Here is a 26435-nt window from a genome sequence, read left to right on the forward strand (position 1 = left end):
GTTGTAAAATCAGTTACAGACTCGTTCTAAATATTGGAGCCAAGCAACAGATCAAGGATTGGGAAGCATACACTGCCCATGTTGACATAGTCACAATTACTCATAACAGAAATAGCGATTTTTTCATCGGGAAGCAGGAACAGATTGCTTAAGAATCCAGTATCCCAGCCGGAATGTGAGAGAATACGAGAACCTTTATATTCTCCTAGAAACCAGCCCAATCCTATCTGTGCATTTTCCGGATCATAGCCCGTTTGTGCATGAGGTTTCCACATTTCATCATAGCTACCTGGCTGGAGGATTTCATTGCCGTTCCCGGCTGTTCCACCGTTTAGATGCATCAACAGATATTGGCACATATCTTCGGCATGGGTATATAAAGTGGAGCTAGGTGCATGGGCCCTGTTATATGGAAAAACACTACTAACGCAGCCACCACATTCATGGGTAGCTCCAAGCACATGAGGTGCAGCAATATAAGCTTCAACCTCCTGTTTAAGAAAAGAACTGGACTGCATTCCTGTTGGTTCAAGGATATTTTTTTCCATATACTGCTCGAAGCTCATATCGCTGACTTTTGCTATCATATCTCCCAAGATCTCATATCCTATATTACTATAGGCAAATTTCTCTCCCGGTTGGCTTAACAGCTTGTGGTGACCTATCCCTTTTACATATCGTTCAAGACTTTGCTCGTCGTATTCAGGGCGATCCCACGCATAATCTTCCTCATCAGGCATACCGGAGGTATGATTCATAAGCTGTCTTATTGTTATATTTTGATACCGCTCATCCTCTAACTTAAAATATGACAGGTATTTAGTGATGGGGGCATCCAATTCTACCTTACCACGCTCAACTAATTGCATAATGGCGGTTGCTACGAAGGTTTTGGAGACAGAGGCTTGGTGAAACAAAGTGCCACGAACTACAGGATCACCCGTCGATAAATTTGCCGTCCCATATTCACCAGTAAACAGAACTTGGTTGTCCTTTACGATTCCGGTCGCTAATCCCGGAAACTTTTCATTTTCCACAAACTTGATTAGCATTTCATGCAAAATATCCTCTATCTTCTGATTCTTGTACATTTTGTCCTCCCCAATGACAATAAAGCACCATTTTCAATAAATTCACCCATACAAATAATAACATCTTATCGACCCTTTATCTGGTAATAAATAATTATAATCAAATAAACAGTCGCTTACTTGAAAAGGCAGCAATTCATTTCCCGAGCTTCCGAGCCAGCCTCCAATTAGAGGACCCACAACGCGTGGTCTTTCTACCTTGCTAATAATATCCATGAATCGTCTTCACCTGCCCTTCAACAACCATAGATTTTACGGCTGAAACAGACGGCTGCCGCAGCTTGATAACCTCTAAAGCCTCAGTAACGATAGTATCCGCAGCTGATTTCCGGGAAAAGTTCTTCATATCCTGCACCTTTTCATCCCTGTACCCCAGATGCTCCAATCTCTGAAGCTGCTCTACTAACTGCTCCTCGTTTCGGGCAATCTCTATTAAATTGTGCTCAGACAACCATTCTGCATTGCCTGCCTCCTGACCGGGGAGCGGACGATAGACAATTACAGGAAGTGCTAGAGCCATCGCCTCAGTCAAGGTAATCCCCCCTGCTTTGGTCAACAGACAGGAGGATATGCACATTAGCTCCTGCATTTCTTCTGTATAACCCCGTATGTGAACCCGAGGATTCTCTAGAAAAAGCTCTTCCGTAGCCATCTGGAGCTTATGATTATTCCCGCACAATACCATTACATCGAAGTTTGATTGCTGTAGCACCCTTATTATTAAATGGTTAATATCACTCAACACGCCGTAAGCCCCTGCCGCAAGTAATAGATAAAGCCGATTTCCATCTAGCCCATGCTTACGCAAAAGGGCTTCACGTTCCTGAGTCTGTTCAAAAGTTTCACGAATCGGAATCCCGCTAACCACAAGCTTTTCTTCAGCAACACCTAATGACATCAATTCTGCTTTCATACTTTCCGTAGCAATAAAATACTTCGAGGTTTGTGGATGAAGCCACCTGCCATGAACCACATAATCCGTCATGACAGTGAAAAGGGGGATTCGTCTTCCCTTTGTTGATGCAAGCTCAGCAGCGGCCAAATAGGGAAAGGTATGAATGATAATATCCGGTCCAATCTCGTCGATGATCCTTTGCACTTTCCGCTTGCCCATAGAATGAATCCATTTACCCATGAACTGGTCTGGTTTAATCTTGCTCGTCAACTTGTACACTAATCCATAAAATTCTTGAGTATAACCTGTGCTGTTCAGATAGAATCTGCGGGACAGCTCATTCAGACTAGGGTAGACTGCAGCGAAAAGATCCAAGGTAACAATCCGGCTGATCCCTCTACGTCTAAAAGAATGATCAATTGCTTCTGCTACTTTGATATGCCCGTCTCCAAATGCCGAAGTTACAATAAGTACTTTAGGATCTGTGTTCATGAGAAAGCTCCTTTTTCGCTTGGCCTTCTCTAACTCTAACTCTGAATCGTAAACAGATAGTGATGAGATCCTCAACTGAATATTAACTTCATGATTTTCTATAGAGCGAAGCAAACGAAGAAATCCGCAGAAAAAAACACAGTGCATCAACCTCCAGTAACGATAGGATTAATGTTCTGTGTTTAGTTAAAGGCAAACTGTGTCCGAAAGCATCTTCGAACGTGTAATATGATCAAATTAAATGAAAGTTGGTGTCTGAGTAAATAAAGTTTTAGACTGCCGCTGGTTTATTGAACTAACGTGTCCCGTTAGCTCAATTGATTACCTTTGAAAAGTGAGTCTGTATTTGATATATATCCATAAATGAAAAATGTATTATTTTCTTCTCTATACGGAATTCTTAATTCATGTAAAATCGAAAGAAATTCTTTACTTATGTCAATTAATTCAGGAGGAAGCAGATTCCCCTTGTGCTTCTGATACCTTGGTCTAACCCGTATCCATTCTACAGAAAAAAAAGGTGAAAGTCCTTCTATCCAATCCCCTAAATACCAGACGTCGTTTTCGAAGTTCTCTGGATAAAGTATATCGTCTAATACATACTTAGCTTGATATGGAGGGGTAAAAGGTAGTTTATTTAGTACATCACTTTGTAAGTTTCCCCACTTAGTGTCATTCATAACTGAACATAATTGTTTCTGTGTAATAACTTCATGTACCCTTTTTTTAAAATCCTGTTCAAAACCCACAATTAAAAATCCTCCTGAATAACAACATAAATCCCACGCTGACCTGCCCGTGTGTCGTTATTGAGTTATCGTTATCCGTTAACTTAATACAAAATGGCTGCTCGGCTATTACATATTCAAAATTAGTCAAGTTTAATAATCTTATCAAAGCAGTATGAATCTTTGTCATAGCCATTATGCACATAGAAAGCATGGGCGTCGGTTCGCTTAAATCCGCTACATAAAATAATACTTGATATTTCCATTTCTTTAGCGTAATTTTCAGTGTATCTTAGTAGTTCTGTACCTATCCCACTATGCTGTAATTCCTTTTTAACAGCAAGCCCTTGAATATGTAGATAACCATTCGAAGACCCTACGGATAACGCCTGAACTATAGTGACAAAACCAACCACATCATTTTCAAATAATGCAACGAATGTTTTGTAATTTCCAGCCTTATTCATGTTTTCCATTGTAACTCGAAAGTTTTCAATATTAACATTGCGAACGCCAAGTACATCATTCCATAAAAAAACAACTTCAGTATAATCATTTGCTACAACTTCTCGTATTTTAATTTCCATCCCCCCCTTTATAGAAATATTCAAGCAAAGGATTCGACAATTGATGAAGCAATCCTGCCCGTAACTTTAACAAATAAAAGAGGAGCATTGTCATGGCAATGCTCCTCAGCTATCGTTTCCCGTAAGCTTTATAGATTGCCTCTTTTTCAGCCTGCAATCATTAGAATCCAATCTCTCATTAGTTTGTTGTTTTATAATATTCTGATAAAATGCCCTCTAAAACTTGCTTATAATCATTTTTATTATAAGAAGAGTTATCAACTTTTATCTTGGTAATGTTTAATCTGTTAAAAATTTCTTCTTCCAGTTCCCTTCTTGCTTTAAGAACCTGCAGTGTTCCATCTAACCCTTTATAATTTTGTTCTTTTCCATACCCTTGGTTCGTGTAATATTCAATAAATCCCTCTGACCATTCCTGAGGTCTTTCCTTTACAGCCTTTCTGAAAGAATGATCAAGATCATTCTGCTGTACATATATCAACAATGGATTCAATCGCTCTACAATTGTTGCCAGTTCAATAACATAACTTATAACGTCTTCCTTCTTCGCACCATGTTTAATCATGCCTATAGTTACAGGGTTTTGTATAAAACAACAATCAAAAACAAAGGTGTCTGTGCCATACAAAACACGATCCGCAAACTTCTTCCATCTTTCTGTTATCAGTTTCCTATTTTGATCTAGCGGCAATTCATAAATATCATGTTTAAAAACTGCGTGATGCAATTCATCTGGAAAACTTGACCAGACTTCATTTTTTATTTTCCGATATTCCAGGAAGTAATCGTTACCTTGTTTAATCATTAGATTACTCAACAAATCTTTAAACTTTTTACGGGTATTCAATAATTCATCGCATTCGGTTTTCTTAAAGAAAGCGACTCCATCATAATCAGCAGGATGTTCCAGATTTCCTTCTAAAAAAAGCTGGGATGTAATGTTCACTTCCGTAAGAATTTCATGAACTTGCTGAGCAGTTGTTGTTTTACCAGATCCTGGCATTCCCTCAATCAAGACTAACTTCGATCGCATAACAAAGTTCCTCCACTCGCTAGTAGAAGGATAAACAGGTAGGAATCAATAGAGATGCTGTTATGCTGTTTCCCACGAATAAAAGCGGATACCATCAGGTATCCGCAGGATGGGTATATGATACACCTTTTCCTGCATACCCTATAAGATTAAAGAAAAGCATACCTAATAAATAGTGTAGTCACTATTTCAGGCATCCTTTCAAATTGTTAATCTTTACAGAGTATTCCACATGATAAGTTTATGCTCCTTTGTTTGCATCTCTATTGTTTAGATTAACAGTAAGCATAGGTAAATACAATCAGGGACTTTCTAAACAATCCTGCCTGTTAGCTTAATAAAAAGAGCAGGATACCGAAGCACCTGCTTATCAAAGTAATGTATTATTCAACTATCGTTCTCCGTTAGTTGAATCCACCCGTGGAATGTAAAACTTGGCCGGTAATCCACTCCCCATCATCGCTGGCTAAGAATGCAACCAGACGAGCTGCATCCTTAGGCAATCCTACTCTACCTGTTACAAATTGCTTAGATAACTGCTGTCGTAGGTCAGGAGTCATCCAGCCGGTGTCTGTGGGTCCAGGATTTATCGCATTTACGGTGATGCCTTTCGGTCCCACCTCTGCTGCAAAAGTTCGTGTGAAAGCATCTATTGCCCCTTTCGTTGTGGCATAAGAGATTTCACCAGCCATGGGACCTAGTGATTGGCCCGATGTCATATTAATAACTCGACCACCTGCCGATTGCGTAAACCGTCTAACGAATTCCACACTAAGCATAGTTACCGCCCTAACATTAATTGCGTAGTGTGCATCCAAAGACTCTGGGGTAATCGTGGTTAAGTCATCGTTAACCGAATAACAAGCATTGTTAACAAGAATGGAAGGTTCTCCCAGCTTCTGCTCAACGTTATTTAATAAATCCACAAAGCTTTCAGGTACAGAAAGATCCATCATTAGGTGTTCGCAACGAACGCCCATGGAACGTATTTCCTCACAAAGTTGCTTTTGCTCCTCATTATTGCTACCCCAGGGCATCTGTTGATCGTAACTAACCCAGTGTGTAAAAAATACATCAGCGCCTAGATAGGCCAACTCTTTGCACACTGCAGCACCGATTCCTGTGCTGCGACTTGCACCTGTTACTATTGCGATTCGACCTGTTAATCTGCCAAGTGTATTATTCATGGGTCTTTTCTCTCCTTTTTATTTTGAAGTCGCATTAAACTGCGGTGACTATTGTGCAAATCTGCCCGTTACTTCAATAAAAACAGCAGGCTACCGTAGCGCCTGCTCATTAATGTGTATTATTCAACTAAAGTTCCCGTTAGCTCGATAGTCATATGTTTTAATTAGAGTCGCTGCTTATAGTTGTGAGGCTTGCCAAACACCTAACGCAGTGACGTCCCGACGGGCTTAGGGGGCTGGATGTGGTCACTCGCTTCCCAGAGTGACCCGGAGCGTCAATATGGTGTTAGCCGAAGGAAGTTCTGGAAGCAGCCATTGCATTTAAGACGTTCTCAAAATAGCTACATACTTCATCTGCAATTCCCAGAAACTCTTCAACAAGTACATTACTATCCAAGTAACAAGCATACAGATAATCAACTAAAGCGGAGTCAATCTCACAATAGTTTAATAGGGCATTCTTCATCTTAATAATGTCATCTTGCCATACACCTGTATCTTCTAAAACCAAAGAGTATAATGCACGAATTAATCTCTTAGAGTAACCTTTAATATATCTAGTTTTCATTGTGTTATCACTAGCATTAGAAAGTAAACTATGTATACGATCTATTTCCTCCTTGGTCTCTGTATTTAAGTCTAAAATGAACTCTGGAGAAATAATTATCGGTGGTACTTTTTCACCAACGTCATGACCATATATGCAAACACAAATTATCTTTACCCAAAAACCCCACTCATTTGGTTTACTTAATACATCGTCAATCGAGCAAATTATCGTATCAATCTTAGTTACTATTGGATATTCTTCCAAAAGCCTGTCTTTAATATTTGACAATCTTTCGTAATCAATATCTTTGGGATTTACACATACAATAGTAAAGTCTGCATCTGACTTAAAAGGTTTAGCAGTTCCTTTTGGAATCGAGCCACACATATAAATGCTATGAATCTTACCTTTGAATTCGGTAAGTATATTATCTATATACTTATCAACAAAATCCTTATATTCACTTTGTATTTCAATTCTATTTATAACTTTTTCTAATATCATATAGACTCCTCCTAAACTAAGAACTTCTTTCGGCTAACGCCTTTTTGCGAACTTCGTAAATTCGTCATGACTTAAGTTATTCGCGAAATCATTCAACTATCCTGCCCGTTAGCTTTAATGAAAAAGCAGCCGGTTGTTTGAGCGGCTGCTTACACGTTTTTATTAAATTAACGTTTCCAGTTAGTTTAATACCTTGGTGTATAAACATGGTCTGTATCTGTATCAATTACGAAATCAATCCCAATCCCTTCTTTGTATGCTTCATGAATTAATTCAAATTCAAATAGTCTGCAAAAGATGGCTGAAATATCATTTATGTTTGTGCAATGACTTTTGGCAATAATGTACATATTTCTTAATTCTATAATTGAACATGTTTTGCCTTTAAGCAGTACATTCTCAAAGTAACCATCAATTTCGATTATCACATCAATCACTGCTGGTTTCTAACCAGCCTATAAGCTCATAGTTTTTTACTTTCATCGGCTGTACTTAGATTCCGAAGTGAATAATCAATTGGTTATTGGCTGAAGCTTTGGCAGCCAAGTCAATTAATACTTCTAATTCACTTTGCATTGTTTCTCGTTTCAACCAATTTCTCGTCTGTTCCCAGTAGCCCTCTTCATTCTCTTCTTCTTTCCAAATAGTATCTCCCCTTAAACTAAAAGTGTCTGGGGCTTCTCTGATTAGTTCAAGCCATTTATCTAATATCTTTATTAGCTTCTCTGCTCCAAGCTTATTAATAACGGTTACGCCATAGTAATTTAACCCTTTGTGACTTACTTTTGTTTCAGGGTTATATGAAGGTAACCAGTTCAAAAAATCCGTCATGTATTGAATAGTCTCATCTAATACTACAGACTTCTCAGCCCATGTATACCGATTATTTCTGTACCATTCATATCTGTTATTCAAATCAAAATCAACGTTAAGAAGAAAAAATTCGTGGGTTAAACTCATACAAATCACCTGGGATGACCCGTGTTAATTTATTGGTCTTACATAAACTATATTAGCACATATCAGAACTAAACTACCCGTTAGTTCAATGAAAAAAGCAGGATACCTTAGCTCCTGCTCATCAATTTGTATTATTCAACTATCGTGTCCCGTTAGCTTAGTGCTACTCAGAAGGTATTCCTTTCAAGTCCCCATAATGTTTAACGATTTTCTTCAATCCATCCAATGTCTCCACAAAAAAGTTTTGATTGCTTTCAATTTCAAACTTTAACTTATTGTCCTCATGTGCAAATTCCTTAAAGTAACCTTCGACGATTACTTGCCCTCGCTTATTAAACGTAACATCTAACTTTAGGTTCACTTCAGAATTTATAAAGGTTGCAACACCGTCTAAATCAGCCCAACACAATATCAACTGATTATAAAACTGATAGGCTTCACCTGTTGAGAACCACAACTACCCCTTGAGATAATAGTTCCCACTTTTGATTTCGGCGGTTCCTCTAACATCATATCCACCAAAATGGCTTGTAATATTCGGGAAATCGAATACCTCTTCTATGGTGATTAATATAAAACAGCCCTTTTTCCCTCGTATTACAAATTCACACACAAAACCAACCTCCTTCATTCGATTTTACTGTTTTGTTAAACTATGTTTTCCGTTAGCGTGATGGACTACTATAAGTTATTCATTGGAAGCTCTTCATTTATCGGCATTCTTACCATTGCTTTAAATCTTTCCTCACATACACCATATTTTTTAAAGTTTTCTCTAGCATGGTCTAAGGAAATATGGTTTGCACCTATATTAACTTTAGGCTTGTCATGAGCAACTTCATCGTACTGCCAAAAGCATACTTCACAGATTTCAAAGAGAGCATCTTCTATACTATTGAAAGTAAAATAGTCGCAACAAGGACACTGCATTCTCACCATTTTTTTGAGCCACCTTTTGATTATTTCCCCATTATTTCTACGTTACCGTTACGCTATCCTGCCCGTTAGCTTAATAAAAAGAGCAGAATACCGAAGCACCTGCTTATCAATGTAATGTATTATTCAACTATCGTTTCCCGATAGTTGAATGCTCAAAAAAAGGGTTCTTTTTCAAATAAAAGACGGTCAATTTCTCGCTGGTTCAGTTTCTCCTTTAGCTCAGGTAAAGTGACATCGCGGAATTGTTTTTGTTCCTCTTGTTGTCTCATACCAGCGTATAGGTGGCTTTTGTATAGCTAAAACCAAGCCGTTCAGCATTCTAGGGATTCCTTTTAGGGTATATTTCTCGCCGAACTCGCGAAGGACCCATGCACGAACGTCCAAGTGCATTTCGCTTCGAATCTAGCATCCACCGTTCTTTGCTTGGCAATGGTCTCCTTCAGCCGTTCTTCTTGTTCGTCAGAAAGTTTTCGGATTCCTCCAGGATACACACCAAATTCAAGGCCTGAAGTCCCAGCTTGCGTTAAGCGTTCCAAATACCCGCTGAGGGCAGGAAATAATTTGTCCAAAATGTCTACAATTTCGGTTAACGCATGTCTTTCCAAATGCCACCGGAAATACATAGAGAAGAATTGGAGATTTAATGCATAAGGAAATTAATATTATCGTAAAATGATGTTCACATGTACTTTAAAAGGTATTATTATAAAATTAGGAAAATAGAACATTTTATAGTGGGATCTTTTCCTTTACGAACCTTATCGATTCGTTCAACATTTTTGTGAATATAATGTTTTAAAGTAGGACATATTTACTGGTAAAGAAAGGTTGGGGATAGTATGTTTAAAAAAATAGGCTTAATAGCCTTTGCAGTGACTATTATTTCAGGAGTGGTGTTAATATCCAATTCAAAAGCAGACACCTATCCAGAAATGGTAACCGTAAATAAGACAGATGAACATCCTGTTAACACTAATTTTTCAACAAATAACGTGGAATCCGTAGAATCTGTAAAAGAATCCGTAGAATCAAAAATCGCAAAAGGGTATTATAGTCAACTATATACACCTCAGGGCATGTTCTTGCGAGCAGATAAACAAAGTATCTTTAAGGAATCGGAGATAGCAAGAAATTTAGATCAAATCGGACCTAATACGAATCAACTAATTTTTGAAGGCAAGTTTTTTTTAAAAGTAGATGAATCAACATTTTCGAAATTTTATCCCAATTCGTTACTCATAAATGAAACAAATGAAAACCCGACTGATGCTGATATTCCAACAAGTTCATCAAAATAGCAAGTCATAAAGAAGGAGCCGTTGTTTTTCGACAATGGCTCCTTCTTCGCTTTCATGTTTTACTTTATTATTGATAGATCCATAACCACTAACATCCGTATTCCCAATATTTTATATTTGCGTCTCTCTTCCCTTATAAAATATTTTCAAGTTCAATATATATAGCTATATTTAAAAGCTCCGTTTCAGTCACGTCCATATCTATTTTCCTACGTTAATCTGCCCGTTAGCTTAGTACTGTTTCTCAAATAAACCTCCGGGGATTAGCCGATATTAATCTTGTCTTTATATTTCTCTGCCCATTCTTTAAACGGGGTTAATTTAAGATTATAAGTTTTTAACGAATCAATATCTACATTATAACCAGCTACGTTATTCCATTGCTCACTTCGTACAGATAATGGATGAATCCCTTGCTCTAATGCTTCCTCAATACTAAGTGTTGTGATTTTAAGCTCTTTTCCTGTTACCTCCGAGATGATCTCGGCAATTTCTTTATATGACAGCGATTCGGCAGCTAATTCAATATTATGTTTATTGAATTTTTCAGGATTTGCAAAGGCTGCACAAACAAAAGAAGCAATATCTTCAACTGCAATGTGATCTATACGTGTATCCGCAAACGTAACCGTTTTTATTTCCCCTTGTTTTAAAAGTGGATACATTAACTCAGGTTTTTCAGTGAAATTTTCCATAATATGTGCTGGTTTCACGATAGTCCATAAAGGAAAGCCTGCTGAACGAACAGCTTCCTCTATATCCCACTTATCTGTCCAATATTTTTCAAACCAATAACCTGTTCCCCATTCCGGGAATTCCGTATATCTGCTTGTGGCTGCAACGGAAGTATGCACAAATTGTTCTACGCCACTTTTTATTGCACTTTGAATTAATGCAAAAGCCTGTTTTCTCTCTCTATCTGTTTCATTGGTATCCACGCCAGAGATAGGCACAGAAAAAACAGCATCGACATTTTTCATAGCATTTTCCAAAGAGGTTGGGTCATCGAAGTTACCTACTACAGCCTCTGCCCCTTTTTGAATAAGTGCCTGGGCTTTAGTAGAATTTTTATCTCTAACTAAAATACGGACTTTAAATCCCTGCTTTAATGCTTCCCGTGCCACAGATCCCCCTTGTAAACCAGTTGCACCTGTGACTAATATTACTTTTTGCTTATTATTCATTTGAAAAACTCCTTTGTTGCGAAAATTTATTGATGTAGTAATAAGCATAGGATAGTATATAATGTGATTAAAAAACAGTATGCACTTATTAGTGAGTTACTATCCAAAAGGAGAGTATTAGAATGAACGAGAGCAATGAAAATTTCAATGGATTGGAATCCTTTGAATATACCCTCTCCATTATGAGTGGAAAATGGAAGATGTTAATTATTTTCTTTTTAGGACGAGATAAAGTGATGCGATACAATGAACTAAAAAGATCCATTAATGGGATTACACATAAAATGTTAAGCAAGCAACTGAAAGAATTAGAAAAAGAACAATTAATAATACGTCAGGAATATTCTCAAATCCCACCAAAAGTTGAATATTCTTTAAGCGATAAAGGGGTATCTTTGCTTCCTATAACAAAAACTATGTGTGACTGGGGGAAAGAACATACGCAACAGGGTTAATTCCTGATTACACTAACCTGCCCGTTAGTTGAACATAGGCAGCCGATCCATTGACCGACTGCCTGTGTGTCGTTATTGAGTTATCGTTTCACGTTAGCGTAAAGTTAAGGTAATGAATCGACATGTGATTCGACTTCAAAAATAAATTCTTCGAGGTTATCGCAGTCAAACCAACCACTTTTTTCATTAATTTCATATAGCCCTTGAAAACCAGGATAGGCAATTAATTCTATCCACCCGGCTCTCGAAATCATCAGCAGTTCGATCCATTTCTTATTTAATAGCCATAGTAGTTTTAGTCCTACTGCTCATTTTTTTAAATAGTAAGATGGCAAGAAGTAAAGCTATGCATACAGCGGCAAAACCCAGCCAATTCAAATATAGGACAGATGTACGACTGATAACTAACCCGCCTAATCCAGATCCCAGTGCAAAGCCAAATTGGATGAACGAAGTATTTACACTAAGAGCAATGTCCGGATTTCTAGGCGCCAGAGTAACCAGATATAGTTGCTGGGCCGGGGAAATACTCCACGTTGCTAACATAAAAATCATTAATACCAAGATTAATACCAAGAGATTCACTCCGGCTAGAGCGAATAAAAGCAAAGTCGCCCCTTGTAACAGGAGCCCGAGACAAATGGTAAATTCCGATCCTTTTGCATCTGCCAATTGTCCGCCTAATCTGGATCCGACAAAGCTGCAAATGCCCGCCAAGAACAGAACACCGCTGATTTCGGTCATGGAAAGAGAGGATGTTGCTTGCAAGAAAGGCGTAATATAAGTAAACAGTGTAGAATAGCCGCTGACATAAAATAACGTAATAACCAAGGCCATCAGAATAGTTGGATTTTTTAAAATAGAGAGCTGCATTCTGAGAGTAACCTTTTCCTCTTCTTTGATTGCCGGAACCTTTTTATAGATGATAAGTAATGGAAGAATACTTAATAATCCTATTAAAACAAATAGCACTCTCCATCCAAACATCTCACTAAAAAATGTGCCCACAGGAACACCAAGCACTAGCGAACTGCTAAGCCCCATCAAAATGATGCCGATGGCATTGCCCCTTTTTTCTTTTTCAACAAGACGTGTCGCTATTGCCATGGCCACAACGGTAGCAATTCCTCCGCTAGCCCCTTGGATAATACGTAACCATAGTACTGTTTCATAAGCAAGATCTACAAACATAAGTCCGTTGCTGGCAATAAACACACCTAAGGTGGTCATTAGTAGTTTTTTGCGATCTGCATTGATCGTTAATGCAATCAAAACCGGAGCGACAATGGCTGCGGAGAGGGCAAACACAGTCACCAATAATCCAACTTCTGAAGTAGATACTCCCAAGTCCACAGCGATCATCTCAATAACTCCCGTAATAATATATTCAATGGTTCCAATCAGAAAAACAGCCAGTGCCAGAACATAAATGATCCGTTTATTTTTCAATTTCCCCCACTCCACCTTCTTCAGTTATCTATTTATAATGGGAATTTGTATTTCTATGAATTGTGCATCTCGTTCTGGAGATAACGGTAAATATAACTCCCTGCCCGGTTCGTTCTCCTTGATCTGATAGTTGTTTTTCTCAATCCATTTAGCTAAATGAACACAGGCCGCACAATCAAAATTAGTATTTGAATGAAAAGCCATTGTGGCCATCATCGGTTCAGGAGGAAGAGTCCGTAGCTGAAACGGTTCTGGGAATGATCGCAGCTCACAGGTTAAAAAATACCCGACTTCAAACTCAAACTCATCCTCTTTTCCTTCGACTTCTTTCCACAAAACAACCTGAGTACCTTGAATTAATTGACGATTTTCCGTCGTTATAAACTGATCAAATTGACGAAGCAAATCCGGAATGTCCTCTTCTTTCCCGCATGCTTTCTGATAAAGAAACAATTGAGCACCCTCTGCCTTGACTCTGATTTCTTGACCCGTTTCGAATTGCCCCTCTTTTTCTATAAGCTGCATACGCTCCTCAATCCTGACGAGTTTAGCTTGTTCCGTATCGATGATATGCTGGATTTCGCTTCTTTTCAGCTTAAACATGCCTTGAATATTTTCTAATGAAATATTTTCCTGAAGCAGCTGTTTAATTTGGGGCAATGTAAAACCCAATTCCTTATAGATTAAAATTCGGTTGAGCTCAAGAAGCTGATCTGCGGAATAGTAACGGTAGCAGGTATCCTGATCCACTTTTTTCGGCCTAAGTATGCCAATCTGGTCGTAATAACGCAGTGTTTTTAAGGACACCTTGCTTAGCCTAGAAAATGCACTGATTTTGAACAAAATATCATCTCCAATCTATAACATAATGTGAGTATACAGCTTCCCGTGCAGGGGAAAGTCAAGGATGCCTTTATTTATTTAAGAAATTACTCTTAGATGAACAAAAGCAGCTGATCGTGTTGATCGGCTGCCTTCTTGTTTATATTATGCTTCTTTCCAATGTTTAATTGGTGCGTAATAAGCCAATAAACGTTTTCACCTTTGCCCATCCTTAAATTATCGCACGGAGTAGCTAGGTTGGGCTATAGGTAGCTAATTCCGCGCACGGTGTAGATAGCTTGAGCTATAGACGGCTAGTTTAAGCACTGGGTAGCACGTTTAGGAGCAAATTTGGCAGGCGGCGTTCTTTTCACCAACTGTTCGGACTCAGTTGCTCTTATTTCCATAATTCAGCTCGTTTTGCCAAACTATCGGACTCAGTTGCAGCTATTCGCTCAAATGTACTTCTTTTCTACGCAAATCAAGGGCAATAAGAGCTATACAGTCCGAAACCTTCGCAATATGAACCCATATGCTGAAATAGCTGCAATACGGTCCGATACGATCAAGATCGAGCAAAAGGCAGCTAGTTTCGAGACATAGGCGGTTAGTTTGAGCAACCGGTAACAAATTCTGCGCACGGAGTAGCTAGGTTAGGCTATAGGTAGCTAATTCCGCGCACGGTGTAGATAGCTTGAGCTATAGACGGCTAGTTTAAGCACTGGGTAGCACGTTTAGGAGCAAATTTGGCAGGCGGCGTTCTTTTCACCAACTGTTCGGACTCAGTTGCTCTTATTTCCATAATTCAGCTCGTTTTGCCACACTATCGGACTCAGTTGCAGCTATTCGCTCAAATGTACTTCTTTTCTGCGCAAATCAAGGGCAATAAGAGCTATACAGTCCGAAACCTTCGCAATATGAACTCATATGCTGGAATAGCTGCAATACGGTCCGATACGATCAAGATCGCGCAAAAAGCAGCCGACCACGCAGCTGCCTGATCGTGATTCTTGAGCCATCGTTTCCCGTTAATTAAACAAACTACTCCCAGTAAGGAGTCCCACTGAAGAGAAATTCTTCTTTATTTACATATAACTTAAATTCCCGACTTGCTAATTTACTAATATGACTGGGCAACCACTCATTAGAATCAGGCAACCCAAGCCAAAAATTCATTGTTTCGAGTTGGGCCGCCACAAAGAATCCTTCTAACTGTTGAACATAGTTATGAGGCAGGTCGAATTGTTTTGCGTATGATTCTAGCAACTGGCTTCTGAAAACTGGATGGATATAAGAAAGTGTCCAACCTAAATCGAATAAATAATATCCGAACCCGCAAGCTCCAAAATCAATGGCTCTAGCTTCTTGTTTATGAAACACATAATTACTTGGAATCAAGTCTGCGTGAATTACCCCCCAGTTGCTAGGTGTTCTTTCTATATCGTTCATCATTAAAATTGCACGCTCTCCTGCCAATTGCAGAATTGCCACATCATTTTTATTGAGCTCACCACCGTCAGCAAGCTGTTTGAGCTTTTCTAATGATTGTGAAATTCTTGTATTATCAAAGGATGGTCTAGTAAATGATTGCGGAACCTTCCAAATAGATGATTGTTTATGAAGCTTTCCGATCAATTTGCCTACGTACTCGGCATCATTGACTGTTGGAACAAATTGTTTTTGCTCACCCTCTACCCATTTTACCAATGTACAGTTCATGTCAGCTATCTTAGTAACATATTCACCAATGTTATTTTTTATAGGTGACGGTAACACCAAATCAGTATCATTTATTAATGATTCCAGCCAAATCATTTCTGAATGAATGACTTTTTCCTCAGACCAAATCCTTTCCATCGAATCATTTTTTGATAGATGTATCCGCAAACTATAGCAGTTACTTTCTTCATCTGTCACTTTATAGATAGTGTTTGCATTTTGACCAATATGATCTATTGATTGATAAGTAATTGAATAACAAGTTAATGCTTCTATTGCAACATCATGAGTATTTAACATGTTCTCCTCACTCCCCCTGAAACAACCGAATAAGGACATCGTACCATGACTTTTTCTAATAGTTCGGGAGAGAACTCTTATATTTATATTTTATCCACCACCTAGTTTATTAAGGTAACTTGCCCGTTAGTTGAATAAAGGCAGCCGATCACATTTACTGACGGGCTGCCTTTATCGTGTTTATTGAACTAGCGTATGATGTTAGCTTAACGCCATTGCCTATGCATCACCAATCTCCGATATACGTGTCTACTTTACTTTATTTAATAAGTTTGTCACCATTCTGCTCAATGTCCCTTGATCGACGAAAGGAGCAAGGCTTGCCAGCAGATCTGGGCTAAGATGTTCAGCTTCGACTCCACTAATTAACTTCTCGAGATTTTCCCTGTCCAGAAAAGGTACGAGGCTAATGATCTGGTTCGCATCAATAGTGCCATCTGCAACCCGGTCTACCAAGCGGCTTAACGTTTCTCTGCTAATAAAGGGTGCCAACCCTTGAACGGAATTCCAGCTCAAGCTACCCTCTTCTGCTTGTTGTACCAACCGATCTACATGTTCTTTTTCAAGAAATGGGGCAATTCCAACAAGATTGTGCACTTCTAAGGAACCGTCAATTGATTTATCTACCAGTCGGCTTAATGTGTCGCTGCTGACGAACGGAGCGAGTCCAGTAATGGTATTCCACACAATTTCGCCCTCTTCTGCCTGACGAACCAGTTCATCCAATGTATCTGTTCCAAGGAACGGAGCCAGCCGCATGATCACGTCTAACTTAAGGACGCTGCTGTCTAATCGTTCTGTAACCTTATGCAGAGCACTCGCTTTTACAAACGGCGCTACTTCTACAAGCTCTTCCACCTCCACCTCACCGGTATTGACCATCTCTGCAACTTGGTCCGGCCTGTTCTCTGCGATCTCCTCAACGATCGTTCCTAGGTGCGGGTGCTCCCGATTTTCTGCGTTGTCTCCTGCATTTAAAATGTCGTCTACCGTTTTGCCGAATAACCTCGCAAACTGCGGAAGCGTTCCGATATCCGGTAGCGAGTCGCCCCGTTCCCATTTCGATACCGCTTGATGACTTACATTCAGTTGGTCGGCAAGTTCTAATTGGGTCAAATCCTGGTCTTTGCGAAGCTTCGAAATATAAGCTCCAATTTTACGCAAGTCGAGCATTGTATACCTCCAATAAAACAAAATGTACAGTGCGCACTGTCGAAAACAGCATAGCATTTCCTCAAACGCAATCCTATCAAGCGGTGGTTGAATTATCCCAGGCGCTTTATTCAACTGCCGGTAGAATTGTCCACTTTTGTCACTTTCATTTATAGGTTTTTTTCTACAAATCATTTCCATTATCCTACCCGCTAGTTGAATTACACCCAGGCCTTTGGTCAGTACCGAAGTCTTAAATACGTTGCTCTCTCGTCCAATTAATGCAGAAACCCTGAGGCTCATCAGCGCTCATCGTTTATACATAATATAATCATCACTCTAACTCATCGCTGTTAACAACACCGCAATCGTATTAAACACACCGTGAACGATCATACCAGGCACGACCGATCCCGTACGTTCATAGGTCCATGCAAGGACAACTCCACTAATAAAATTCACGGGCATGGCATTCATAGTGGGAAAATGTGCAAGCGTAAAGATTAGCGAACTAATCACAATCGCCCAGCTCATACTAACACGAGTCCGTAACCAACGATATACAAATCCACGGTAAAATATCTCCTCATAAAATGGTGACACGATCCCTGCCGACACAATACCAATAATTATAGTAAATAGAGTGACATTTTGCTTCAGACTCTCTGTTTTGCTATTGTCCACCGTATTCCCAAGAAAACTAGTGAGATAGAGAGTCACCACACTGAATACGATAAGAATTAGTGTCCACAGCGCAATCCTCCACCAATCTTTCGCAGAAAATCTCTTTACTCCTACCTCAGTCCAAGGCATTTTCTTCGGTCGTAAAGCAATAAAATATAAACCTAACAAAAGTACAATTGCTATGGTAAGCCCTGTAAGAGTCCCTGAATAAAGAGTATTCCCCAACCATTGCTCATACATTGACTGTACCGCATATTTGATAACGAATATAACGAATACAAATTCAAGCGCAAGTAAAGCAATAAACTCACGCCATGTCCACTGATCCATCTTCTTCCACATTTCCGTGCTGGTCATCCTTAATCCCTCAATCCTCTGTGATATAATTTAATGATAATAGGTGACGTTACGTCACCTGCAAGCATTATTTTTGGGAGGAAAAAGAACCATGAATAGATGGACAACAGGACAAATATCCAAACAGCGGAACATTTCGGTTCGAACCCTACGTTATTACGATCAGATCGGTCTACTTACACCGAGTTATAAGGAAGATAACGGCCGCCGTTATTATTCAGAAGAAGATTTATTCACTCTCGAAAAGATAACGTTGCTTAAATCACTATCACTACCGCTTGAAGACATTCAAAATGTAATGGACAAGCTATCCTTTCGTCATATTCTAATCGCACATCATAATCATCTTCAGGAGCAGCTTGCTTCTCTTCAGGGCAGTATTGCAAATACTACTTCTTTGATCAACATGATTGATCTAGAAGGTACACTCTCCTGGGATCGGGTTTCTCATCTGGTCCAGAACGTACAACCCATTTCTAAACAATGGATCGATTACTTCAACGATGACGAAAGTACCTTTCTACAAAATGCACTACCCAATCTCAGCAGTAATGACCAGACCACTCAGCAATATGCCTCTTTGCTGCGCCGGATTGAGTGGTGCATACAACAATCTGTTCCACCTGAATCTGATGAAGGTTATTCCATTGCCTGTGAGTTAATAAAGCTATCACACGAAACCTTTAATGGAGACGAGGAATTGATGGAGAAGTTTTGGGAAGTGAGGAAGCTCCCTACATCAGAGTCAGGACTATATCCCGTTTCCGACGAAGCGCTGAACTTTGTGGAGCTTAGCATTGCTCACGCTCTAGAAAAAGAGACGGAACAGAAATAGGAGATTTCATCATATTGATAGATTTCTTTATACACCAGGTTGCGGTTTATCATAACTCGCTGGAGAACTTTTTTTTATTTCCTATAGCCATTTGAACGATAATCTGAAGCACGATGATTACAGCCAATCCATAAAATGCTTGAACGAAGCTGCCTGTTGCATCGTGCAGCCAGCCAATGGCTAGCGGCCCAAGCGCTCCGAGAATGTAGCCACCAGATTGGGTCATTGCGGACCAGCTACTGGCTTCTTGAGCACTGCTTGTTTCATCAATGGGCAACATCAGTGCAATCGGGAACAGCCCACCCGCTCCAATACCGAGCGGAATCGCCGCGAGCCAGGGGCTAACGGTTAGGTTCAGCATCAGGACACCCATCAACTCCAATAATGCACACCCGACAAGCCAGAATACACGTCTTTGGTAACGATGTACAAGCATGGGAATGAACAACGTAGAGGGCAGCGATATCAATGTAAATAAAGTTTGGATTTTGCCGGCCGTCTCTTGACTATACCCCTGGCTTTGGATTGCTGGTGCAAGCCAAGCGGTCAATGAATAGAAGATCGCTGCCATCAGCCCGAAGAATAATGTCAGCACCCAGGCACGTTTGTTGTTCACCGGAAGTGGTGCATTAAGTACACTGGAGATTTTACCGGATTGTCGATCTGCGTGCGCAGACCAGGCTAATCTCAACCATATCGGCAATGCAATGGCTGCGAGTAATGCCCATACAGCCAACGAGCCTCTCCACGAACCACCCAGCGTATGCTGTAGCGGAACCGATAGTCCCACACTAATGCTGGCTCCCATCACCATCGCTGTAGAGTAAATACCCACCATGGATGCCACTCGGTCAGGGAAGTACTGCTTGATGAAGCTGGACAACAACGGCCCTGCCAATGCAATCCCTACACCGGACAGAAAAGAAGTGAACATCATCAAAGGAGTTGTACCAACAAACCATCGTAATCCCGTACCTAACCCAATGAGGATTAAAGCCAGAACAATTGCACCCTCATTTCCCCACCTTCTGCTTAATCGTACGGAGAACGGAGCAAATATACCCATACATAATACCGGAAGTGTGGTTAACAGACTGGCTGTAATCCCGCTTATACCCAGATCATTCTGAATGGTGCTCATTAGAGGAGAAATGGATGTAATGGGTGGCCGTAAATTCAGTGAAGCCAGAATAAGCGCCAAGACGATATAAAAAAGTTTCATTATGAATCACCTCATGGTAGTAGTATCGATGCAATCACCCATGATCCTATTTGTTAATAACAGATCTTTGGATGGTGCACGATTAAGTATAGAATCATTAGAATGATTGAACAATACTATAGTTTCTATTAAAATGATTACAAAAACCAATGATTAGAGGTCATTCATATGGAGATTCGTCAGATGGAAAACTTCATTGCTGTGTGTGAGGAGCTTCATTTTACACGAGCAGCTGAGAAGCTTGGCATATCTCAGCCTACGTTGAGTCAACAAATACGCGCGCTCGAGGATGAACTCGGAGTTCCCTTATTTGACCGAGTCGGCAAAAAGATTGTGATGACTCAGGCCGGAAATCTCTTTCTGGAGCACTGTGTACAGATGATTCGGCATTTACAGAATACCCAGGATGCGTTAGCTGAATTACGCAATGATCAACGAGGGCGGTTGGTAATTGGTGTTCTCCCTTCCGATCTGGACTATCGGCTCACCCCATTACTCGTGAATTTTCATACGCGATTCCCTAAGGTGCAGCTGAAGGTTATCTCTTCGATCTACGTCTTGAATCAAGTACTGGATAATGAAGTAGACATCGGGATCGAGATCATTTCCGCTCCTGATGACCGGCTTGTACGCATTCCTTTGTGCAGTGAAGAATATGTACTTGTCGTTTCCGAGAAACATGATTGGGCTGAACGAAGCACAATTGGAATCCAGGAACTGCGTAATATCCAAACTGTAATGTTCCCCGAAGGATTTACAGGCAGAGAATTGGTTGATGGCTATTGCCGTAAATATGGCTTCAGCTTAAATACGATCATGGAGACCAGTTCGGCAACTTCCATTATTAGCTTGGTTAAAGCCAACGTCGGAGGAACATTGCTGCCTTATCCTCTGATCCAAGCGATGAATGAACCAACACTACACTGCATCCGAATTACAGACGATCCGCCATATCGTCACTTTGAGATCATTCATCGTTCCGACCGTTTTCTGACAAAATCGGCCAAGGCATTTATTGAGAAAACTATCGAGTATTTCAATTAAAGGTGAGTTGCGAAAGAGATCGCTTCTGCTGCCAGAAGTAGAGTATAGTAGGAATAGTTGAAAATATATTAGGAGGCTACAGCCATGTCACAGGAGATTTGGATTAACCTGCCAGTCAAAGATGTTGAGAGGTCAACTGCCTTTTTCAATGAGATTGGATTCCAAGCGGTGAGTGTTGGTAACGAGAGAGCCAAGCTTGTTATAGGCCAAACAACAATTCTGCTGTTTCCGGATGCGGCGTTTGAGAAATTCACAGGTTCGAAGACCGCAGATACTTCCCATAGCGCTGAAGTAATATTCTCCATTGGTGCTGAAAGCAGAGAAGAAGTAGATGCCTTTATCCAAAAAGCAGAGTCTGCCGGAGGAAACATCTTTGGCAAGCCAAGTGAAACTGACGGCTGGATGTACGGCGCAGGATTTGCCGACCTGGACGGTCACCGCTGGAATCTGCTGTACATGGATGAGAGCAAAATGCCAAAACGCTAATATAAAAACGCAGGTCACCTGCATATTTGAACTAACCTTCCGTTAGCTTAACAAAGGCAGCCGCTCCATTGACTGGCTGCCTTTGTGTCGTAATTGAGTTTTTTAGGAGTGAAATTTGAAGCGAAAAGCCAACACCGACAAATCCAAGATATGGTGTAAAAATTTTGCTTATACGTTGATGAAAAGAGCTGGGAACGGAATGAATAAAGAAAATAGGGACTTCGCTGAACGAGTTCGATGATTTAGCTGGTCAACTGTACCTGAACATTGAATCAAAGTGGACTATATTTGATTCAGTTCCCTCTCAATACCCTAGTAATGAAAGTCAAATTGCAGATGTCTCAGAGGAAGAAAAGTACAGTCAAATAATAAAGCTGAGACGTGAAAAAATTACAGATATAAAATTGGGAGACGTTACTCCACATTTAATTATAAACTTGGAATCAGGAAGCATATTATTTGTTAATGGTTTTCATGAGAAGTATGAATGTTGGCAGGTGGGAGTAGAATTTGATAATTGGCTGGTTGTTGCATGTCCAATGAATGGAATTGCTACATGGACCTCAAATAAATTTGAATAACAAAAAACACTCCATTGTCAGGAGTGTTTTTTGCTTTATATACTGATATACATTTTGTGGTCAAACTGTACTTTGTATTTGGAAGCATTACGGTGAACCGTATTATATATTCAAATTTCATGGCTACGCGATTACACTTTCGGAGGAAACATACGTTTATGGACCCTCAGCCACATGTACCTGCACTGTAAGCTTACTATCTACGGTTGCCAAGATGACATTGTTCAATAAGTGGGGCTGTATTACCGTTTCCAGCCATTCGCGGTTTTTGCCGATTTCGCGTAACAGTGCATGTTCAATGTGGCCATCCACAATAATCGGTTTGGTCAGGTTAAATGGTTGTGTGGCCAACTTCAGATCAGCCGGAGTTACAGGCTGATAAGCCGTATTTACGAAGACAGAAAGAGTACCGCCTGGCTCCCATGAAGCAAAGGCAACCTTCGAGATATCCTCTACGCTCGACTTTCTCAGCTCTGCATACAAAAAATCAATAGGTAACTTTGCCTTCGACAGGTTCCGGTAATTAAGCTTCCCTTCCTGAATAAGAGTAATCGCTGGAGGATCGAAAAATTGTTTTAACAGTGGGATCTTTAAACTGAGCCAGATCGCGACTATGTATAGGATCACGAGCGAAAGAGTCGTAATCATGGAACCCTTCAGACCAAGTTGCTCGTCCGACAGTGGATGCGCAATAATATTTCCCAGCGTCAGCGCGATGATGAAATCAAGAAACCTAAGCTGCGATATTGAACGCTGACCCATCATTTTGGCAGCAATTATAAGGAATACAAATCCGACAATCGAGCGTAAAATCCACCCTATTGCCGACAATGACTCTTGGCTCTTAAAAAAATCCACGCGCTCTTTTCCTCCGTTATCTTATTTTCCATTAATTAGGTTGCCCTATCTCTACCCAAGACATACAATTCGTAGCAACACTCTATGTAATGTTAGTTTTTTGTATCAGCGACATTACGCTCTACTGCCCGTTAGTTGAACAAAGGCAGCCGATCCCCTGACCGGCTGCCCCTATGTCATCATTTAGCTATCGCTATTCGACAGTTTAACAATCAAGATTTCTGCACGCCGTGACCACTCTTCTAATGTCTATGTGCAAGAATATTAATAAGTTTGCCAAACGGGTCGCGGACATAGAATCGCCGAACGCCCCAAGGCTCATCAACAGGCCCATATTCTATCGGAAATCCAGCTTTCTTCATGCTTTCAAATGTAGCATCGACATCATCGACTTCAATTGATAGATCAGGCGTAGGCGTTTCTGAGCCACCCTCTGAGGCAAAACTAATCTGAATGCTCATCTCCTCGTCTAAACCATAAGTTCTAATCCAACCATGATCCATCATTAAATCAAGACCGAGCACATCCTCATAGAAGCATTTAGCTGCCGTGATATCCTTCGTGTTTATATTGGCGACGATTCGTTTGACCTTCATTTCAAACCTCCCAGACATAAGTAGATTAATCTTGAATATAGAATACATTCAACATATAACAGTTAATTCTAGCACCGACGTTCCTAACCTTAATTTATCCATAATAAGCTGTGAGGCTCACCGAGCAGAAAACACCCGAAGAGTTGGCATTAAGTCTGGTTACGAAATCTCCGTACTAACCATCTCAACACAAGAAGCACCACGATTCCGCAAATGGTATAACTGATTGGGCGAATAAATTGCTCCACGATACCCCAGTTGTCACCTAAGCGGTATCCCAGATAGATCAAAGCTAAGTTCCACGGGATACAGCCGAGTGCTGTAAATGTTATGAATCTCCAAGCTTTCATTCCAGCAATCCCTGCGGGCAGTGAGATAAAAGTACGAATAAAGGGCAACATACGAGTAAAAAATACGGTACTCTCGCCATAACGCCCGAACCAACGCTCCGATTGCTCCAAATGATGCTCATTCAGGAGAATATATTTTCCGTATTTCTCTAATAACCGGCGTCCACCAGCCTTACCAATATAATAGGCAATGATGGAACCCAGTAGGTTTCCGAATATCCCAGCAACAGCAACTTCCATAAAAGTAAGCGAACCTTGCGCAATCAGCCAGCCACCGCTGAGCATAATCACTTCGCTGGGAATGGGAATACAGGCACTCTCTAGAATCATCCCTAACCATATGCCCCAAATGCCCATAGAATTAACAAGGTGAAGCGCGGATTCAGATATCCACGTAAATAGTTGATGCATGAGTGTTCACTCCGCTTCATAAATTTTCTATTATATAAGAAAGGAAACAAAATAATGGTGAAATTCAATATACACAAACTTTTGTACGGCATATTCGTTATAGCCGCTATCTTGCTGATGTTCCCTAAATTTTCTTACAATGATCCCGATACCTTCTGGCATATAGAGCTAGGACAATATATGATCGAGCACGGACAAGTTCTACATCATGCCATACATACTTTTTACGGAAATAAGCTGCCCTACGTCCCTCATGAATTCGGATTCCAGCTGCTCGTTGCCCCGCTTTATGCAGCGTTTGGATGGCCGGGTGTGTATATTTTGACCGCTGTATGCTTGTTCTTTTTAGTGCTCGGATTGCTTCGGCTGGGTAAAGTTTCACGCAAAGAACTGGGACTTCAAGAAGACCATGTTCTCCTGCTCCCTTTTGTGCTGCTAATTTCTTGCTGGATTTATTATAATTATTTCAAAGGCCGTCCACAGATGATCTCTTCGTTTATGATTGTCTGGTTTTTCGTATATTTGCGTGAATATCAAATGTGTGCTCAAAAGAAATATGCCGCTGCGATGATTGCCCTTTCTATTGGCATTGCCAATTTCCATGCAGGAGTATGGCTTGTAATTGCTGTATTTACAGGGATGGCCTTGCTTGAATCATTGATCCAAAAAACGCTGAATGAGCGTAAAATTATAGTCTTCGGTCTCATCTGGTTAGTTGGCATTCTAAATCCAGGCGGCGTAAAAAGCCTCTTGTTTATTTTGACAGTAACGAAAAAGAACTTTAACCTGCTGATTAATGAATGGCAGCCGATTCGGTTCAATAGCTTGGATAATTTGCCCATTCTACTGTTGCTTATGTTCTTTGCCTGCACACTTCCTTTTGCACTCCAGCGTAAACCGTTCCGTTTTTTTCTTATGCTTGGGATTCTATACCTCGGTGTATCAAACTTCAAGCAAAACCTGTTTATGTGGCTGTTCATTCCCTATTTTGCGGCTGTATTTTTTGATGCGCTTCCTGAGTTCACCAAAACAGGTATTCTAGTCCGACAAAGTACATTACGCGGGTTACTGGCAGTTGGTCTGCTGCTAAACATTGCTTATCTGTTCCTTGTACCACCAGTTATTGACGCTAAAAAATATCCTGTAGATGAAATGGACTATATTCTGCAGCATACACCTGAAGGTACACGTCCCAAAGTTCTCGCCCACTACGGTTCATCCGGCTATGTCATGTTCCGAGGGGGAGATGTGTTATGTGATGGTAGACAAGATCCCTTCGTGACAAAAGATTCTCTTGGCGTATTGGGTTGGACTGCTTTTGAACGCTCGATGCACGGATTCTCTGAATACCTTCCCGAGATCGTTAATTACGATCATCCCGATTATGTAATTACGAGCAAAAAGGTCTCATATAAGCTACTCAAGGAATGGACACAAAAATTCGGTCAGCCCGTATTTACAGGGACCTATGGCAGTGTCTTCTCGTTTATCCCAGAGTGATGATCCAGCTCGTTAATTCCTCACTCTGTAGAACGCAAAAAAACGCTGACCTGAGGCAATCTAGCCAATAGTCACCATCCGCAAATAAGTATTCTGATTAATAACATCCGCATGGTAAGGATATACATAATTACGACAAATAAGAAAAATAAGTTGGTAAAATATC

The 26435-nt window shown here is 40.3% G+C and carries 29 protein-coding genes; 6 read left to right on the plus strand and 23 right to left on the minus strand.

From position 1 onward, the window contains the following. Nucleotides 1-26: 26 nt before the first annotated feature. The 13 genes from MKZ16_RS23485 to MKZ16_RS23545 form a co-directional block, all read right to left on the minus strand. Nucleotides 27-1091 carry a serine hydrolase domain-containing protein gene (locus MKZ16_RS23485; protein ID WP_076104338.1) on the minus strand — a complete coding sequence of 355 codons (1065 nt, stop codon included), beginning with the start codon at nucleotides 1089-1091 and terminating at the stop codon, nucleotides 27-29. 202 nt (nucleotides 1092-1293) lie between these two features. Continuing rightward, the gene (locus MKZ16_RS23490; RefSeq protein WP_076104337.1) at nucleotides 1294-2478 is read right to left on the minus strand and encodes a glycosyltransferase; all 1185 of its coding nucleotides are present in this window, start codon (nucleotides 2476-2478) and stop codon (nucleotides 1294-1296) included. A gap of 308 nt (nucleotides 2479-2786) precedes the next feature. Further along, nucleotides 2787-3227, minus strand: coding sequence for a DUF6678 family protein (locus MKZ16_RS23495; RefSeq protein WP_051491267.1), 441 nt, complete (start codon nucleotides 3225-3227; stop codon nucleotides 2787-2789). A gap of 122 nt (nucleotides 3228-3349) precedes the next feature. Further along, complete coding sequence (locus MKZ16_RS23500; RefSeq protein WP_076104336.1) at nucleotides 3350-3793, minus strand: GNAT family N-acetyltransferase; 444 nt, start codon at nucleotides 3791-3793, stop codon at nucleotides 3350-3352. Between the two features lie 178 nt (nucleotides 3794-3971). After that, the gene (locus tag MKZ16_RS23505) at nucleotides 3972-4826 is read right to left on the minus strand and encodes a hypothetical protein (RefSeq protein WP_036683084.1); all 855 of its coding nucleotides are present in this window, start codon (nucleotides 4824-4826) and stop codon (nucleotides 3972-3974) included. A 404-nt stretch (nucleotides 4827-5230) separates the two neighbouring features. Then, nucleotides 5231-6013 (minus strand): SDR family oxidoreductase, encoded by a 783-nt coding sequence (locus MKZ16_RS23510; protein ID WP_076104335.1) that lies wholly within the window; start codon nucleotides 6011-6013, stop codon nucleotides 5231-5233. A gap of 286 nt (nucleotides 6014-6299) precedes the next feature. Then, entirely contained in the window at nucleotides 6300-7067 is a 768-nt protein-coding gene (locus MKZ16_RS23515) for a nucleotidyltransferase domain-containing protein (RefSeq protein ID WP_076104334.1), read from the minus strand. Nucleotides 7068-7252: 185 nt separating this feature from the next. Beyond that, on the minus strand, nucleotides 7253-7504 hold the full coding sequence (locus MKZ16_RS23520; RefSeq protein ID WP_081386657.1) for a hypothetical protein: 252 nt from the start codon (nucleotides 7502-7504) through the stop codon (nucleotides 7253-7255). A 55-nt stretch (nucleotides 7505-7559) separates the two neighbouring features. After that, entirely contained in the window at nucleotides 7560-8027 is a 468-nt protein-coding gene (locus MKZ16_RS23525; RefSeq protein ID WP_076104333.1) for a hypothetical protein, read from the minus strand. 163 nt (nucleotides 8028-8190) lie between these two features. Then, nucleotides 8191-8388 (minus strand): hypothetical protein, encoded by a 198-nt coding sequence (locus tag MKZ16_RS23530; RefSeq protein WP_143759013.1) that lies wholly within the window; start codon nucleotides 8386-8388, stop codon nucleotides 8191-8193. Nucleotides 8389-8484: 96 nt separating this feature from the next. Then, nucleotides 8485-8640, minus strand: a complete 156-nt coding sequence (locus MKZ16_RS23535) for a hypothetical protein (protein ID WP_179089994.1) — start codon at nucleotides 8638-8640, stop codon at nucleotides 8485-8487. Nucleotides 8641-8708: 68 nt separating this feature from the next. Beyond that, nucleotides 8709-8966: a CPCC family cysteine-rich protein gene (locus MKZ16_RS23540; RefSeq protein WP_076104331.1), complete on the minus strand. Its 258-nt coding sequence runs from the start codon at nucleotides 8964-8966 to the stop codon at nucleotides 8709-8711. 332 nt (nucleotides 8967-9298) lie between these two features. Beyond that, the gene (locus tag MKZ16_RS23545; protein ID WP_143759012.1) at nucleotides 9299-9535 is read right to left on the minus strand and encodes a hypothetical protein; all 237 of its coding nucleotides are present in this window, start codon (nucleotides 9533-9535) and stop codon (nucleotides 9299-9301) included. Nucleotides 9536-9805: 270 nt separating this feature from the next. Here MKZ16_RS23545 and MKZ16_RS23550 point away from each other — a divergent pair, with 270 nt between their 5' ends. Further along, nucleotides 9806-10264 (plus strand): hypothetical protein, encoded by a 459-nt coding sequence (locus MKZ16_RS23550; RefSeq protein WP_076104329.1) that lies wholly within the window; start codon nucleotides 9806-9808, stop codon nucleotides 10262-10264. A 263-nt stretch (nucleotides 10265-10527) separates the two neighbouring features. Here the strand turns inward: MKZ16_RS23550 and MKZ16_RS23555 are convergent, their stop codons facing one another. After that, nucleotides 10528-11448 carry an NmrA/HSCARG family protein gene (locus tag MKZ16_RS23555; protein WP_076104328.1) on the minus strand — a complete coding sequence of 307 codons (921 nt, stop codon included), beginning with the start codon at nucleotides 11446-11448 and terminating at the stop codon, nucleotides 10528-10530. 122 nt (nucleotides 11449-11570) lie between these two features. On the opposite strand from MKZ16_RS23555, the gene MKZ16_RS23560 reads away from it, so the two are divergent. Then, complete coding sequence (locus MKZ16_RS23560) at nucleotides 11571-11903, plus strand: helix-turn-helix domain-containing protein (RefSeq protein WP_076104327.1); 333 nt, start codon at nucleotides 11571-11573, stop codon at nucleotides 11901-11903. A 273-nt stretch (nucleotides 11904-12176) separates the two neighbouring features. Here the strand turns inward: MKZ16_RS23560 and MKZ16_RS23565 are convergent, their stop codons facing one another. From MKZ16_RS23565 to MKZ16_RS23585, 5 genes are all read right to left on the minus strand, one after another. Beyond that, nucleotides 12177-13352 (minus strand): MFS transporter, encoded by a 1176-nt coding sequence (locus MKZ16_RS23565; protein ID WP_038572629.1) that lies wholly within the window; start codon nucleotides 13350-13352, stop codon nucleotides 12177-12179. Nucleotides 13353-13376: 24 nt separating this feature from the next. Further along, nucleotides 13377-14195, minus strand: coding sequence for a helix-turn-helix domain-containing protein (locus tag MKZ16_RS23570; RefSeq protein WP_076104326.1), 819 nt, complete (start codon nucleotides 14193-14195; stop codon nucleotides 13377-13379). A 1020-nt stretch (nucleotides 14196-15215) separates the two neighbouring features. Next, nucleotides 15216-16193 carry a phosphotransferase gene (locus MKZ16_RS23575; RefSeq protein WP_038572637.1) on the minus strand — a complete coding sequence of 326 codons (978 nt, stop codon included), beginning with the start codon at nucleotides 16191-16193 and terminating at the stop codon, nucleotides 15216-15218. 249 nt (nucleotides 16194-16442) lie between these two features. Continuing rightward, on the minus strand, nucleotides 16443-17366 hold the full coding sequence (locus MKZ16_RS23580; protein ID WP_076104324.1) for a helix-turn-helix transcriptional regulator: 924 nt from the start codon (nucleotides 17364-17366) through the stop codon (nucleotides 16443-16445). 318 nt (nucleotides 17367-17684) lie between these two features. Beyond that, a complete protein-coding gene (locus MKZ16_RS23585; RefSeq protein ID WP_076104323.1) occupies nucleotides 17685-18386 on the minus strand; it encodes a type II CAAX endopeptidase family protein in 702 nt (233 codons plus the stop codon). A 91-nt stretch (nucleotides 18387-18477) separates the two neighbouring features. Here MKZ16_RS23585 and MKZ16_RS23590 point away from each other — a divergent pair, with 91 nt between their 5' ends. Then, nucleotides 18478-19221, plus strand: a complete 744-nt coding sequence (locus MKZ16_RS23590) for a MerR family transcriptional regulator (RefSeq protein WP_038572641.1) — start codon at nucleotides 18478-18480, stop codon at nucleotides 19219-19221. A gap of 49 nt (nucleotides 19222-19270) precedes the next feature. Here MKZ16_RS23590 and MKZ16_RS23595 read toward each other — a convergent pair whose 3' ends face one another. Then, the gene (locus MKZ16_RS23595; RefSeq protein WP_036683107.1) at nucleotides 19271-20443 is read right to left on the minus strand and encodes an MFS transporter; all 1173 of its coding nucleotides are present in this window, start codon (nucleotides 20441-20443) and stop codon (nucleotides 19271-19273) included. Nucleotides 20444-20626: 183 nt separating this feature from the next. On the opposite strand from MKZ16_RS23595, the gene MKZ16_RS23600 reads away from it, so the two are divergent. Both MKZ16_RS23600 and MKZ16_RS23605 read left to right on the plus strand, forming a co-directional pair. Further along, complete coding sequence (locus tag MKZ16_RS23600) at nucleotides 20627-21487, plus strand: LysR family transcriptional regulator (RefSeq protein WP_235219488.1); 861 nt, start codon at nucleotides 20627-20629, stop codon at nucleotides 21485-21487. An 84-nt stretch (nucleotides 21488-21571) separates the two neighbouring features. Beyond that, the gene (locus MKZ16_RS23605; RefSeq protein ID WP_036683113.1) at nucleotides 21572-21973 is read left to right on the plus strand and encodes a VOC family protein; all 402 of its coding nucleotides are present in this window, start codon (nucleotides 21572-21574) and stop codon (nucleotides 21971-21973) included. Nucleotides 21974-22710: 737 nt separating this feature from the next. On the opposite strand, the gene MKZ16_RS23610 is transcribed toward MKZ16_RS23605, so the two are convergent. From MKZ16_RS23610 to MKZ16_RS23620, 3 genes are all read right to left on the minus strand, one after another. After that, nucleotides 22711-23412: a YetF domain-containing protein gene (locus MKZ16_RS23610; RefSeq protein ID WP_038572643.1), complete on the minus strand. Its 702-nt coding sequence runs from the start codon at nucleotides 23410-23412 to the stop codon at nucleotides 22711-22713. Between the two features lie 242 nt (nucleotides 23413-23654). After that, nucleotides 23655-24008: a VOC family protein gene (locus MKZ16_RS23615; RefSeq protein WP_076104322.1), complete on the minus strand. Its 354-nt coding sequence runs from the start codon at nucleotides 24006-24008 to the stop codon at nucleotides 23655-23657. 149 nt (nucleotides 24009-24157) lie between these two features. Then, the gene (locus MKZ16_RS23620) at nucleotides 24158-24769 is read right to left on the minus strand and encodes a DedA family protein (RefSeq protein WP_076104321.1); all 612 of its coding nucleotides are present in this window, start codon (nucleotides 24767-24769) and stop codon (nucleotides 24158-24160) included. 54 nt (nucleotides 24770-24823) lie between these two features. On the opposite strand from MKZ16_RS23620, the gene MKZ16_RS23625 reads away from it, so the two are divergent. Further along, on the plus strand, nucleotides 24824-26269 hold the full coding sequence (locus MKZ16_RS23625) for a hypothetical protein (protein ID WP_076104320.1): 1446 nt from the start codon (nucleotides 24824-24826) through the stop codon (nucleotides 26267-26269). Nucleotides 26270-26435 lie beyond the last annotated feature (166 nt).

Source organism: Paenibacillus sp. FSL R5-0928, from assembly GCF_037970385.1.
GTDB classification, from domain to species: Bacteria; Bacillota; Bacilli; order Paenibacillales; family Paenibacillaceae; genus Paenibacillus_AQ; species Paenibacillus_AQ odorifer.